Origin of the sequence: Streptomyces sp. NPDC001816 (assembly GCF_042892235.1) — a bacterium.
Taxonomy (GTDB): Bacteria; Actinomycetota; Actinomycetes; order Streptomycetales; family Streptomycetaceae; genus Streptomyces.
This window is the reverse complement of record NZ_JBIATY010000016.1, coordinates 71,657-85,012: the sequence shown is the minus strand read 5'-3', so window position 1 is coordinate 85,012 and position 13,356 is coordinate 71,657. Positions and strand designations below refer to the sequence as shown.

Annotated in this window: 10 protein-coding genes and 2 pseudogenes; 2 read left to right on the top strand and 10 right to left on the bottom strand. The window is 70.1% G+C overall.

All coding sequences use genetic code 11. The annotated features are described in order from the left end of the window. Positions 1 to 2: 2 nt before the first annotated feature. From ACFYZZ_RS39755 to hemL, 5 genes are all read right to left on the bottom strand, one after another. Complete coding sequence (locus tag ACFYZZ_RS39755; RefSeq protein WP_386577057.1) at positions 3 to 767, bottom strand: cytochrome c biogenesis CcdA family protein; 765 nt, start codon at positions 765 to 767, stop codon at positions 3 to 5. A 1-nt stretch (position 768) separates the two neighbouring features. Further along, complete coding sequence (locus ACFYZZ_RS39750; protein ID WP_389187249.1) at positions 769 to 1,359, bottom strand: TlpA family protein disulfide reductase; 591 nt, start codon at positions 1,357 to 1,359, stop codon at positions 769 to 771. Positions 1,360 to 1,474: 115 nt separating this feature from the next. Then, entirely contained in the window at positions 1,475 to 2,776 is a 1,302-nt protein-coding gene (locus ACFYZZ_RS39745) for a hypothetical protein (protein WP_389187246.1), read from the bottom strand. A gap of 184 nt (positions 2,777 to 2,960) precedes the next feature. Continuing rightward, positions 2,961 to 3,659: a histidine phosphatase family protein gene (locus tag ACFYZZ_RS39740; protein ID WP_389187243.1), complete on the bottom strand. Its 699-nt coding sequence runs from the start codon at positions 3,657 to 3,659 to the stop codon at positions 2,961 to 2,963. Beyond that, positions 3,656 to 4,972, bottom strand: coding sequence for a glutamate-1-semialdehyde 2,1-aminomutase (hemL, locus tag ACFYZZ_RS39735; protein ID WP_389187618.1), 1,317 nt, complete (start codon positions 4,970 to 4,972; stop codon positions 3,656 to 3,658). Before hemL ends, ACFYZZ_RS39740 begins: the two co-directional genes overlap by 4 nt. 540 nt (positions 4,973 to 5,512) lie before the next feature. On the opposite strand from hemL, the gene ACFYZZ_RS39730 reads away from it, so the two are divergent. Continuing rightward, complete coding sequence (locus ACFYZZ_RS39730; protein ID WP_003974483.1) at positions 5,513 to 5,950, top strand: hypothetical protein; 438 nt, start codon at positions 5,513 to 5,515, stop codon at positions 5,948 to 5,950. Between the two features lie 170 nt (positions 5,951 to 6,120). Here ACFYZZ_RS39730 and ACFYZZ_RS39725 read toward each other — a convergent pair. From ACFYZZ_RS39725 to ACFYZZ_RS39715, 3 genes and pseudogenes are all read right to left on the bottom strand, one after another. Then, a pseudogene (locus ACFYZZ_RS39725) lies at positions 6,121 to 6,237 on the bottom strand (flavoprotein); the annotation flags it as partial. 11 nt (positions 6,238 to 6,248) lie between these two features. Beyond that, positions 6,249 to 6,734, bottom strand: coding sequence for a WbqC family protein (locus ACFYZZ_RS39720; RefSeq protein WP_389187241.1), 486 nt, complete (start codon positions 6,732 to 6,734; stop codon positions 6,249 to 6,251). Between the two features lie 28 nt (positions 6,735 to 6,762). Continuing rightward, positions 6,763 to 6,855: pseudogene (locus ACFYZZ_RS39715) on the bottom strand (YdcF family protein); the annotation flags it as partial. A 26-nt stretch (positions 6,856 to 6,881) separates the two neighbouring features. Here ACFYZZ_RS39715 and ACFYZZ_RS39710 point away from each other — a divergent pair. Continuing rightward, on the top strand, positions 6,882 to 7,325 hold the full coding sequence (locus tag ACFYZZ_RS39710) for an NUDIX domain-containing protein (RefSeq protein ID WP_389187238.1): 444 nt from the start codon (positions 6,882 to 6,884) through the stop codon (positions 7,323 to 7,325). 52 nt (positions 7,326 to 7,377) lie between these two features. Here the strand turns inward: ACFYZZ_RS39710 and ACFYZZ_RS39705 are convergent, their stop codons facing one another. Further along, positions 7,378 to 8,877 (bottom strand): protein kinase, encoded by a 1,500-nt coding sequence (locus ACFYZZ_RS39705; RefSeq protein ID WP_389187235.1) that lies wholly within the window; start codon positions 8,875 to 8,877, stop codon positions 7,378 to 7,380. 340 nt (positions 8,878 to 9,217) lie between these two features. Continuing rightward, positions 9,218 to 13,297 carry a molybdopterin-dependent oxidoreductase gene (locus ACFYZZ_RS39700; RefSeq protein ID WP_389187615.1) on the bottom strand — a complete coding sequence of 1,360 codons (4,080 nt, stop codon included), beginning with the start codon at positions 13,295 to 13,297 and terminating at the stop codon, positions 9,218 to 9,220. Positions 13,298 to 13,356: the final 59 nt, after the last annotated feature.

The window sequence follows — 13,356 nt, the reverse complement described above, 5'->3', positions numbered from 1 at the left end:
GATCAGATCCCCACAGTGAAGCCGTCGGACCAGGTCTGCATCTCCTGCACCAGGCGGTCCCAGGCCCCGGTCAGCAGCAGCACACCGGTCACGATCATCATCGTGCCGCCGATGCGCATCACCCAGACATAGTGGCGCTTGACCCAGCCGAAGGCACCGAGCGCCTTGCGGAAGCCGACCGCGGCGAGCACGAAGGGCACGCCGAGGCCCAGGCAGTAGGCGACCATCAGCAGTGCTCCGCGCCCGGCGCTCGACTGTTCCATGGCGAGGAGGTTCACGGACGACAGGGTCGGCCCCAGACAGGGGGTCCAGCCGATGCCGAACAGTGCGCCGAGCAGCGGTGCGCCCACCAGGCCGGTCGTGGGCCGGCGGTGGAAGCGGAACTCGCGCTGGGTGAACCAGGGCATCAGCCCCATGAAGAACACGCCCATGAGGATCATGAGCACGCCGAGCACCTTGGCCAGAACGGCCTTGTGCTCCTGGAGGGTCCAGCCGAAGGAGCCGAACAGCGCCCCGCCGGAGATGAACACGGCGCTGAACCCGAGGACGAACAGGGAGGCTCCGGCGACCATGCGCCCGCGTCTGGCCTCGGCAAGGTCGGTGCCGGCGACCCCGGTGACGTAGGAGAGGTAACCGGGGACGAGCGGGAGCACGCAGGGCGAGAAGAAGGAGACGAGGCCGCCGAGCAGGGCGATCGGCAGGGCGACCAGCAGGGCCCCGTGGAGGACGGTCTGGTTCTGCGCGGCCAGCGTGACGAGTGCGCTCACGTCACTTCTCCGCGAGGACCGGCTTGACCATCTTCAGCAGGGTGGTCTCGTCGAGCGCCTCCAGCGCCCGCGCGGCGACCTTCCCGTCCTTGTCGATGACGAGCGTGGACGGGATCAGCTGCGGGTTGAGCGTGCCCTTCTTGAAGCGGAGCATCAGCTTGCCCGTGGGGTCGTACAGGCTCGGGTAGCTGATCCCGTGCTCCTTCTCGAAGGCGACCGCGGGGGTGGTGCTGGTGTCCCGGGTGTTGATGCCGACGAACTGGAGGCCCTTGCCCTCGTACGCCTGGGAGACCTTGGAGAAGTACTTGGCCTCCTCCCGGCACGGTCCGCACCAGGAGCCCCAGACGTTGATCACGACGACCTTGCCCTGGTAGTCGGCGACGTCCAGGGTCTTGCCGTCGATGGTCTTGCCGGACAGGTCGGGCGCGGTGGCCCGCTTGCCCTGCGGCACGGTGCTGATGCCGTTGTTGCCGGTGACGAAGCCGGTGTTGCCGCCTCCGCCTGAGGTGCCGCCGTTGCCGCACGCGGACAGGGTCAGGGCCGCCGCGGCGGCCATGGCGCCAAGGAGGGCGGCGCGGCTACGGGTACTCATGTGAAAAGTTTCGCATGCCTGTTCCGGGGATTTCGCGCACCCCCCTGGCGGGCGGAAAACCCCATTCCAGGAGGTATTTACTCCGGACATTTCAGGCGCAATGCCGGGCGGCCTCTCAGGTGGCGTCCGAGGAGGCCGACTTGGCACCCCCGGCGTCCCGCAGGAAGCCCTTCCAGCCCCCGGACGGCTGCTGCCCGACCTCCAGCGTGCGCAGCTTGGCGAGCACCTCGGGCTTCTGGACGTCCATCCAGTCCACGAACTGCCGGAAGGAGACCAGGCGCACGTCCGCACCCTTCTCCTTCTCGCGCGCGATGTGCTTGAAGGCCTCCTCGACGGAGTCCATGTAGATGCCGCCGTTCCACTGCTCGAAGTGGTTGCCGATGAAGAGCGGTGCCCGGTTTGTCTTGTATGCCCGCTCGAATCCCGCGATGTACGCCCCGGCGGACTGCTTGCGCCAGGTCGGGTAGTTGTAGGCGGGCGCCTTGGTCGTGTTGACCGACTGGTTGGCGAGCATGTTGTAGTCCATGGACAGGACCTCGAAGGAACGCCCCGGGAAAGGTATCTGCTGCAACGGCAGGTCCCAGATCCCCAGCTTCTTCTCCGGCCACACCTGGCGGCCGCCCGGCGAGGAGGCGTCGTAGCGCCAGCCCAGCTTCTTGGCGGTGGGCAGCAGGTTGTTCTGGCCGAGCAGACAGGGCGTACGGCCGCCGACCAGCTCCTTGTCGTAGTCGAACGGCAGGGAGGGCAGGTCGCTCCAGCCGGTGTTGGTCCGCCACTCCTTCACGAACGCCTTGGCCTGGCGTATCTCGCTCTCCCACTGCGCCCCGGTCCAGTTGCCGACCGTGCCGCTGCCGGCACAGAAGTGCCCGTTGAAGTGGGTGCCGATCTCGTGGCCCTCCATCCAGGCCCGACGCACATTGGTCAGCGTGGCCTTGATGTGCGGGTCGCTGAGGTAGCCGATGTCGGAGGCGCCGCGCGGGTTGTTCGGCGGCTCGTACAGCCGCTTCTTGCCCTCGGGCAGCAGGTACAGCCCCGAGAGGAAGAAGGTCATGCTCGCGCCGTGCTCCTTGGCCAGGTCAAGGAAGCGCGGGAACAGCCCGTTGCCGACCTCGCCGGCGCCGTCCCAGGAGAAGATCACGAACTGCGGCGGGGTCTGCCCCGGCTCCAGCGGCTCGGGCCTGGCCGGCTGGTGCGGCTGCTTGCCGGTGAAGGAGGTGGAGCCGTCGCCGATGGGCCGCGCCTTGGTCCCGCCGTTCTTGCCATCGCCGCCCCCGGCCGAGTTCCCGGAACCGGATCCGTGCCCGCCGCCGTCCGAGGACTTGAGAGACCCGCAGCCGGCGAGTGTGGCGGCAGCCGCCGCGCCCGCGCCGAGGCCGAGTATTCCCCTCCGGGAAAGGGTCCGGGAGTTGGTGCGCATGGAAATCCCCGATTCATCGCGCCTGCTGGTGGTTACCCACTCAGAGGGCACGACGATCGGGGAGGTTCCGCTGATATTTATGTTTTTCGCAACGGATACGGCAAAGGGACCCTAAGCCATTCCAAACGGACCGTCAGAAGCGGCCGCCGGCTGAGGACTTCGGCTGACGGCCGCAGCCGGCGCGTCACGCCCCGAAGGCCTTGCTCTTCCCCTTCACCGGCTTGGCACCGGCGCGGAGATGAGCCGGCACGAGGTCGATGGCGGGCTCGGCGTAGCCGACGGAGACGATCCTGTCGCCCAGATATGTGAAGGTCGTCAGGGAGGCGAGCGTGCACTGCCGCTTGCGCGGGTCGTGCCACAGCCGCCGCTTCTCGACGTACGACCGCACGATCCAGATCGGCAGCTGGTGGCTGACCAGCACCGCCTCGTGCCCGCGGGCCTGGTCCTTGGCCGCGTTCAGCGCGCCCATCATCCGGACGACCTGGTCGATGTACGGCTCGCCCCAGGACGGCTTGAACGGGTTGACGAGGTGCTTCCAGTTGTCGGGCTTGCGCAGCGCGCCGTCCCCGACCCCGAAGGTCTTGCCCTGGAAGACGTTGTCGGCCTCGATCAGCCGCTCGTCGGTGGCGAGGTCGAGCCCGTGCGCCTTCGCGATCGGGGTGGCGGTCTCCTGCGCGCGCTCCAGCGGCGAGGCGACCACGTGGGTGACGTCGCGCGAGGAGAGGTGCTCGGCGACGCGGTCGGCCATCTGACGGCCCAGCTCGGACAGGTGGTAGCCGGGCAGCCGCCCGTAGAGGATCCCGGTCGGGTTCTCGACCTCTCCGTGGCGCACGAGATGGACGACGGTGACGTCCTTGTCGCTGCTGGTGATGCTGTTGCTCACGCGGTGGCCTCCGCGGCCGCTCGGGCCGCCGCCGGAAGGGCGTCGGCGATCTTCTGGATGGCCCGCTCGTCGTGGGCCGTGGACACGAACCAGGACTCGAAGGACGACGGCGGCAGGTAGACGCCGTTCGACAGCAGCGAGTGGAAGAAGGCGGTGAAGCGGTACGACTCCTGCCGCTTGGCGTCCTCGTAGTTCCGCACCCGCCGGTCGGTGAAGAACACGGAGAACATGTTGGAGGCGGTCTGCAGCCGGTGCGCCACGCCCTCCTTGCTGAGCGCCTCGGTCACGAGGGTCCGGATCTGCTCGGAGACGGCGTCGACCTTGTCGTACGCGGCGTCGTCGAGCAGCCGCAGCTGGGCGAGGCCGGCGGCGGTGGCGACGGGGTTCCCGGAGAGGGTGCCGGCCTGGTAGACGGGCCCGGCGGGAGCGAGGTGGGCCATGACGTCGGCGCGACCGCCGAAGGCCGCGGCCGGGAACCCGCCGCCCATGACCTTCCCGAAGGTCATGAGATCGGGCTTGACCCCGTCGATCCCGTACCAGCCGCTCCTGCTCGTCCGGAACCCGGTCATGACCTCGTCGGAGATGAAGAGGGCGCCGTTCTTCTGGCAGGCGTCCTTGAGCCCCTGGTTGAACCCGGGGTCCGGCGGGACGACGCCCATGTTGCCGGGCGAGGCCTCGGTGATGACACAGGCGATCTCGCCCGGGTGCCGGTGGAAGGCCTCGTGCACGGCTTCGAGGTCGTTGTACGGCAGCACGATCGTGTCGCCGGCCTGGGCGCCGGTGACACCGGGCGTGTCGGGCAGCGCGAACGTCGCGACGCCGCTCCCCGCCGCGGCGAGCAGGGAGTCCACATGCCCGTGGTAGCACCCGGCGAACTTGATCACCTTGGAGCGCCGGGTGAACCCGCGGGCGAGCCGGATCGCCGACATGGTCGCCTCGGTGCCGCTGCTGACGAGCCGCACCTGCTCGACGGGCTCCACCCGGGCGACGATCTCCTCGGCGAGCGCGACCTCGCCCTCACCGGGCGTACCGAAGGACGTACCGCGCGCGACCGCCTCCTGGACGGCGCCGATGACCTCGGGGTGGGAGTGCCCCAGAATCATCGGTCCCCAGGAGCACACCAGGTCGACGTACTCCCGCCCGTCGGCGTCGGTCAGGTACGGTCCCGTGCCGGAAACCATGAACCGGGGCGTGCCGCCCACGGCACGAAAGGCGCGCACCGGCGAGTTCACACCACCCGGTGTGACGACGGACGCACGGTCGAAGAGCGCCTGCGAGACGGGCGCTTCATAGGGATAGGGCAGTTCGCTCATGGCGCTCATGACGTGCGAATTCTCCGACTTCTCGGACTCCGGTTGCGTGGTGACCTCCTCAGGGTAGGCCGCGGCTCGCCCCGGAAGCGGCCGACCTCAAGATCGGAACCGTGATGGCGGTTGCGCCATCTGCGAGACTGAGACCTGATACACACAGCTCATACGGCACGTAGTAGTAAGGGGCTGTTGAAGATCCCGCGGACTGGTGTTTCACCGCACGTTTCGGCGAGCGGCCGTGGGGGAGGTCACTGACACGATGATCGGGTTGCGCGGCGGGGGCCACGCGTCCTAGAAAAGCAGTCGGGTGGAGATATGCATCGCGGTGGCGGACTGGGCGAGGGGACTGACGACCTCGGTCCTCGACGTGCCCGGCGGGGAAGGCACCGGCGCGACGCGGAGGAAACTACCGAAGCACGACAGACTGACGCACGTCAGGCACAGGGTGTACCGAGTGAGCCCGAGCGGCACGACCGGCAGTTCGACAGCCGGCTCGAGCACCGGGTAGACCGCCTCCGGGCGGGGAGCAGGAATGGTGGTCGGGTGGGGGTGACGTACAAATACTTCGGCGCGCCGGACGGCGCGACCGCGGCCCGCGTCCCCATCTCGATGCGCCCCGAGGAACTCGGCGGCGACGAGCTGGGCATGAACGGCATGTTCACCAAGATCAAGCCGGAGACGATGGCCGCGATGGTGCTGACCGGCATCGAGGGCGTGCCCCTGCACAAGGTGCCGCCCCTGGAGCTGGTCGTCCTGCACCCCGACTACGCGGTCGTCAAGCTCCCCATGACGGTCGTCGACCCCCTGCGCGGCATCGGCGAGGAAGCGGTGGGCGCGGCGGCGTTCATCTGGTCCACGGTGCCTGACCGGGGTGGGCCTCGGGACGCGTTCAATGTGTACCAGTTGCTGCACGAGTGGCAGGACTTTTCGCATCGGTTGCATGAGGCGGGGCATCAGCCGTATTGCTTGGTTTGGCCCTGAGCTGGGGTTTCGTGGGGTTTGGGCGGGGGCTTTCGGGTCCCGTCCTGGCCAGTGCCTGAGGAGGGCCGTCAGGCGGCCAGCGCGTCGTCGATCGCCTTGCGGGTGCGCGTCTCGCTGGACGGCAGCACATGCGTGTACGTCTCGCTGGACGGCAGCACATGCGTGTACGTGGGGTAGCTGGTCCGGGCCTCGACTGCCTCTGTGCCGAGGAAGCCCATGCCCTGCGGAGTGGCGATGCCACCGACGTCCCAGTTCGCCTCCTGGGCAGCCGTGATCAGCTTGCCGACGGTCAGCTCGGTCACGTTCGGACTCCAAGGTCGAAGGCACCACTGTCGAGGTAACTCTTACCGCCGGTACCGCATAAATAGTGGGTGCCGCCCGTGGCCGCCGCCAGGTCGGCAAGGCGCTCGGACCGGCCTTGGCGGGTCGGGATCTCGCTACTGTCCAGCACCTTCCCTGACCAGCCGAGAGCGGTGAGCAGGGCGATCGTCGAAGTTTTCGCTACGTCGGCTACGCAGTCCGAGGTATCGAGCGTGTTCAAGACCGCTTCCAGGACCTCAGGCACGGCAGCCCAGTGTCGGCTGCGGCCGTAGTACTGGCGCACGAGCAGCTCGACGGTCCTGCGGGAACGACGAGGATCGTCCAGCGCGGCGAGGCGGACTCGGTGCTGGTAGTCGCGCCGAGCGAACTGCACATCGTCAAGGACGATCCACCGGTCGGCGGCGAAGAGTTTCGCCAACGTGGACAGCCGTGGGAACAGGTTCGGCTGATGGATCGCGCACACCGCGCCTTGCGGGCTGACGCGAGGTGGCTCAGGTGCTGATGAGACGGCTGTCGAAGCCGGCGCCCAGGAGGCGCTCGTAAGCGTCATACACATCCCCCGGTACGTCCTGACGACCAGCCCAAGGCCCTCCCGCCCGCCCTCGAATCCATGACCCTGCTGGTCGCCGCCGTCATCGTCCACGACAAGGCCACCAACCGCGTCGTACTCCTCCAGCGCAGCCAGAACGCCAAGTTCGCCCAGGGCATGTGGGACCTGCCCGTCGGCAAAAGCGAGCCCGGCGAGCCGATCACCGAGACCGCCGTGCGCGAGCTGCACGAGGAGACCGGGCTGACCGTGAAGCCTGACTCCCTGAAGGTCGCCCACATCATCCACGGTGCTTGGGGCGTAGAAGCCCCCAACGGCTACCTCACCGTTGTCTTCGCTGCCCACGAATGGACCGGCGAACCGGAAAACCGCGAACCGTGGAAGCACGCCCATGTCTGCTGGGTTGATGTCGGCGCCATCCCGCAGGAGTTCGTGGACACCACCGCAAGCGCACTGCACCGGTATCTCGCCGATGGTCCTCAGGTGTCGCTGAGCGGCTGGAAGTGAGCACCTGTGTTCCGCGCCGCCGGTGAGGTGTCAGTGCCCTCCGTCGACCTCGTCATGCCCTGAGGTCTCGGGTCAACGTGCCCGTGAGCCGGCGGCCAGGGGGCGTCACTCCAGCGGACGGCCCTTCCGGCGCTGTCCGCCTGCCCCGGGCCCGGCGCCGCACGAGTGCCACGGTCTCCCACGTCGCGGTGGCCATGGCCACCAATGACAGCAGCAGGTAGAAGACGAAGAGCTTGTGCAGGTCGTCGAGGAAGTACCAGATCGATGCGGTGCCAGTGAACCAGAAGGCGACCAGCGAGCCGGCGCCGCGCTCCTTGCTGCGTGCCGCGCTGACGAGGCAGCAGGCGGCGGCCAGCGCCAGCAGGGCGGCGATGGCGACGTACGAGTGGCCCCACCCGAGGTAGGCGCGCCGCAGTTCGGAGTTGATCGCCATGGCCTCCGCCACCGGCCCCCAGCCGACGGCGCACGACAGGCGTGTGGACCACGGCAGCGTCACCAGGCCCACCACGCCGGCCGCGATGGCGACGCGGCCGAAGTGAGCGGTGTCCACCAGTTGGCCGCGTGCGCACAGCAGCGACAGCAGGCATCCGAGCAGAGCCAGAGCGCTGTCGGCGTAAGGGCGTAGTGAGATGCGGAACTTGGCCCGGAGAGCGGTTCGGGCGCCGGACCGGGGCGCCGGGGGCGCGGGCGTGGTGGATTGGACCGTCGGCATGAAGGCCTGTGTCAGGGCGTCGGCAAGGGCTGCGCGCATCTGTCCCGCATCGGCGAACCGTTCCGCCGGGTCCTTGCGCAGTGCGCGCAGGATCACTGCCTCCACCGCCGGCGGTATCTGCGGTCGGAACCGGGAGACCGGCTCGGGTTCGGCGTACAGGTGCTGATGCATGACGGCGAACGGCGATTCGCCGCGGAACGGGGTCTGCCCGGTCAGCAGTTCGTGCAGCAGGCAGCCCATCGCGTACAGATCGGCCCGGTGGTCGATCTCGGCGCCGCCGATCTGCTCCGGCGAGAGGTAGGCGGGGGTGCCTATGGCCGCGCCGCTGCCGGTGATACGGGTGGCGGCCTCGGTGAACGCCTTGGCGATGCCGAAGTCGAGGACCTTCACGGTGTCGGCTCCGGTGAGCATGATGTTCGAGGGCTTGATGTCCCTGTGCACGATGCCGCGTTCGTGGCTGTGCCGCAGCGCGTCCAGTATCGCGCAGGCCGTGTTGATCGCCTCGGCGACGGGGAGTGGGCCGCCGTCCAGGACCTCGGCGAGGGTGGCGCCTTGCACGTACTCCATGACCAAATAGGGCCGTGGGCCGTCCGGATGCGGCTCCTCGCCGACGTCGTGGATGGTGGCCACCGCTGGATGGTTCAGCGCGGCGGCCGCGTGCGCCTCGCGCCGGAAGCGGGCTCGCGACTGCGGATCGTGGGCCAACTCCGAGGAGAGCAGCTTGACTGCGACGGTGCGGCGCAGTTGCCGGTCCACCCCCCGATGGACCGTTCCCATGCCGCCCTGCCCGAGCTTCTCGACCAGCTCGTATCGGCCGCTGAGGACCATGTCCCGCCCCACTCACGCCTCCTGTGAATCAGAAACTCGGCGCAGCTTACGGCTCGACCTCGACGGACCGATCGTCACTGCTGCAGCCCGGCGGGTCGCGGGGCAGGCGCCAACGGGCGCACTGGTCGCGCCGTGCAGCAGGATCGCGTGGATGAAGTCTGGGCCCTGACGTGCGCCCACGTGGCCTTCGAGGGTCGGCTCCCATGCGGTCTCGGCCAGGCCGCAGAACGTCGAGGCCAGCCAGGTGGCCGGCATGTCGCCCCGCAGCAGCCCCGAGTTCTGGCCGCCCTGACCCGGGGTTGCTCCCGCATCCGCCGGTCGCGCCGCCCCGCCGCGTCAATACACGTCGCGGTCAGTACACGTCGCGCACGTAGCGCTTCTCGGTGGTGAGTTGCTTGACGTACGCCGTCGCCTCCGTCTCGTCCAGGCCGCCGTGGACGGTGGCGATCTCGCGTAGGGCCTGGTCGACGTCCTTGGCCATGCGGGAGGCGTCGCCGCAGACGTAGAAGTGGGCGCCGTCGCGCAGCCAGGACCACAGCAGCGGGCCGTGTTCGCGCATCCGGTCCTGGACGTAGACCTTGGCGCGCTGGTCGCGGGAGAAGGCGGTGTCCAGGCGGGTGAGTGTGCCCTCGGCGAGGTGGGCGGCCAGTTCCTCCTCGTAGTAGAAGTCGGTCGCCCGGTGCTGTTCGCCGAAGAAGAGCCAGTTCGGGGCGCGGTGGGCGCGGGCCCGGCGTTCCTCCAGGAAGCCGATGAAGGGTGCGATGCCCGTGCCGGGGCCGATCATCACCGCCGGTGTGGCGGGGTCGGCGGGCGGGCGGAAGTGCGGTGCCCGCTGGACGCGGACCGGCACCGGGGTGCCGGGCTCGGCGTCGGCGAGGAAGGGGGAGCAGACGCCCTGGCGGGGGCGGCCGTGCAGGTTCTCGTAGCGGACGACGGAAACCGTCAGGGACACCAGGTGCGGGTCGGTCAGCGGGCTGGACGATATGGAGTACAGGCGGGGCTGCAGGCGGCCCAGCACGTCGGCCCACTCCTGCGCCCCGGCCCGGACCCCGAACTCGGCGACCACGTCGACGGCCTGGCGGCCCCAGGACCAGCGCGCCAACTCGCCCTTGTTGTCCGGGCGCAGCAGCTTGCGCAGCTCGCGGGGGTCGCGGGTCCGGTCGGCGGCGAAGCGCAACAGGTCGCCGGTGACGCGGCTGATGTCCAGGTGGCGCCGCAGGGCCTCGGCGAAGGGCACCTCTCCGACGCTCTTGACCTGCACGGCCGCGTCCGCGTCCAGGCCGGTGACGGCAAGCCACTCCGTCACGAGGTCCGGCTGGTTGACCGGGTGCACCGCGAGGGCGTCACCGGCCTCGTAGACCAGCGGGGTGTCGCTGTCACTGGTGTCGAAGGTGAAGCGCCGGACCTCCTTGCCCGCGCCGGGCAGGCTCAGCAGGCGGTTGCCGGTGAGGCGGGCGGTGGCGGGGGCGGGGGCGGTACGGCTCGGCCGGGGGGCCGCCGGCGATGCGGGCGACGCTGGCGACGCGGGGATCAGGGCCGGTTTCGGGCTCTCGGAGCCCTTCAGCGCCCTGCGTACCTGGTCGAGCCAGGCCTCGGCCTCGGTCTCGTAGTCCGGTTCGCAGTCGGTGCGCGGGGCCAGCCGTACCGCGTCCAGTTCCGCCATGCGCCGGTCGAGGCGCCGGCCGTGGCCGCAGAAGTCGTCGTACGAGGAGTCGCCGAAGGCCAGGACGGCGTAGCGCCGGCCCTTCAGGCGCGGGGCCTCGGGTGCGGCGAGGGCGTCCCAGAAGCCGGCGCCGTTGTCCGGGGCGTCGCCGTCGCCGAAGGTGCTCGTGATCAGCAGCAGGTCGGCGTCGGACGGCAGCGCGGCGGGGTCCGCCTCCTCCATGGGCAGGAGGGAGGCGGGGTGGCCGTCCACGGTGAGCCGCTCGGCCGCGGCGGTCGCGAACTCCTCGGCGTTCCCGGTCTGCGACGCCCAGAGGATCACGACCTGGCGGCGCGAAGCGCCCACGGACAGAGCGGACGGGGCGGGCGGGGCGGACGAGCCCGGGGAGCCTTCCACGGCGGAGGTCCTGGAGTACATCCCGGCCAGTACGCCGTTCACCCACAGGGCGTGCTCCGGGCTGAACGGGGCGTCCGGCGGCAGCACCGGCACGCCGGGGGCGCCGGACGGGATGCCGGCCAGGAAGCCGGTCAGATACCGGCGTTCGTGTTCGGCCAGGACCGGCGGCGGCGCGGGCTCCAGCCCGAAGGGGGAGGGGAGGGACGCCGGGGGAAGAGCCGCGAGCGGTGGGACCGAGACCTCGACCGAGACCTCTGTGGACGCCTGGGCCCGGGTCCGCACCGTCACCGGGGTGGCCACCTTCGTCAGCGACACCGCGCAGACCTTGAACCCGGGCTGGAACGACAGCGGGTCGACGGCGTCGCTGGTGACCGCGTTGACGCTCAGGTACTCGCCGAACAGGTCGTTCCAGTGGAACGGCGCGAAACAGCAGCCCGGTCGCACCCGGTCGGTGACGACCGCGGGCAGCACGGCCCGCCCGCGCCGCGAGGCGACCTCCACCGAATCCCCCTCGACGAGGCCCAGTTCGGCCGCGTCCTGCGGGTGCACCTCCACGAAGGGTCCGGGGTTGAGCTTGTTCAGCTTGGTGACCTTGGCCGTCTTCGTCAGCGTGTGCCACTGGTGCTGGAGGCGCCCGGTGTTGAGCACGTACGGGTAGTCGTCGTCGGGCATCTCCGCCGCCGGGATGTGCGGGCGGGCGTAGAAAACCGCTCGGCCGCTCGCGGTCGGGAAGGTCGGTGAGCCGTCGTCACCGAGGTACCGGATCGGGTTGCGGTCGGGACCGTCGGCGCTCGGCGCCGGCCACTGCACGGGCGTCTCGCGCAGCCGCTCGTAGCTCACACCGCGCAGGTCCCAGCCGGTCGCCGGGTTCCAGGCGCGCTTGATCTCCTCGAAGATCTCCTCCGCGCTGTCGTACCCGAAGCCCTTCTCGTAGCCCATCGCGCGGGCCACGGCGGCGATGATCCGCCAGTCCGCCATCGCCTCGCCGGGCGGATCGGCGGCCGGCCGGGCGAGGGTCAGGTTGCGCTCGCTGTTGATCAGGACGCCCTCGGTCTCGGTCCACAGCGCGCCGGGCAGGACGATGTCGGCGTACGCGTTCGTCTCCGTCTCGGCGAACACGTCCTGCGCGACGACGAACTCGGCGGCCTCCAGGCCCTCGATGACCGTCTTGCGGTTCGCGACGGAGGCGACCGGGTTGGTGCAGATGATCCAGCAGGCCTTGATGTCCCCGTCGGCCAGCTTCCGGAACATCTCGACCGTGCCCCGGCCGACGCCGTCGGCGCGCAGGGCGCCCGGCTCCAGCTCCCACAGCTCCTCGACGAAGGCCCGGTCGGCGTCGGCGAGCACGGAACGCTGCCCGGGCAGCCCCGGCCCCATGTAGCCCATCTCCCGGCCGCCCATGGCGTTGGGCTGGCCGGTGAGGGAGAAGGGGCCGGAGCCCGGGCGGCAGATCGCGCCGGTGGCGAGGTGCAGGTTGACCAGGGCGTTGGTGTTCCAGGTGCCGTGCGTGGACTGGTTCAGGCCCATCGTCCAGCAGCTCGTCCACTCCCCCGCCGCACCGATCAGCCGGGCGGCCTCGCGGATGTCGTCCTCCGGGATGCCGGTGATCTCCGCGACGGCGGCGGGCGGGTAGTCGGCGAGGAAGGCGGGCATCTCCTCCCAGCCCTCGGTGTGCGCGGCGATGAAGGCGGGGTCGGTGTGGCCGTTCGCGTGCAGGAGGTGCAGCAGACCGTTGAGCAGCGCCAGGTCCGTGCCGGGCTTGATCTGGAGGAACAGGTCGGCCTTGTCGGCGGTGGCGGTGCGCCGCGGGTCGACGACGATCAGCTTGGCGCCCGCCGACTTCACCCGGTCCATCATCCGCAGGAAGAGGATCGGATGGCAGTCGGCCATGTTGGAGCCGATGACGAAGAAGACGTCGGCCCGGTCGAGGTCCTGGTACGAGCCGGGCGGCCCGTCCGCCCCCAGCGACAGCTTGTAACCGGTGCCGGCGCTGGCCATGCACAGCCGGGAGTTCGACTCGATCTGGTTGGTCCGGACGAAGCCCTTGGCCAGCTTGTTCGCCAGGTACTGCGCCTCCAGGCTCAGCTGCCCGGAGACGTAGAGGGCGACCGCGTCGGGGCCGTGCTCGTCGACGATCGCGCGCAGCCGGCGGCCGGTCTCGACGACGGCGGCCGCCACGGTCGTGGGCTGCGGCTCCTCGCCGCGGTCCGCCCGGACGAGGGCGGTGGTCAGCCGGCCCGGTGCGGCGAGCATGTCCGCGGTGGTCGCGCCCTTGGTGCACAGCCGGCCGAAGTTCGCCGGGTGCTCCTTGTCCCCGGCCGCCTTCAGGACCGTACGCCGCCCGTCCGGTCCCCTGCCGATGTCGAGGACCATGCCGCAGCCCACTCCGCAGTAGGAGCAGACCGTCCGCACCGTCGTCGTGCCCTCACTCC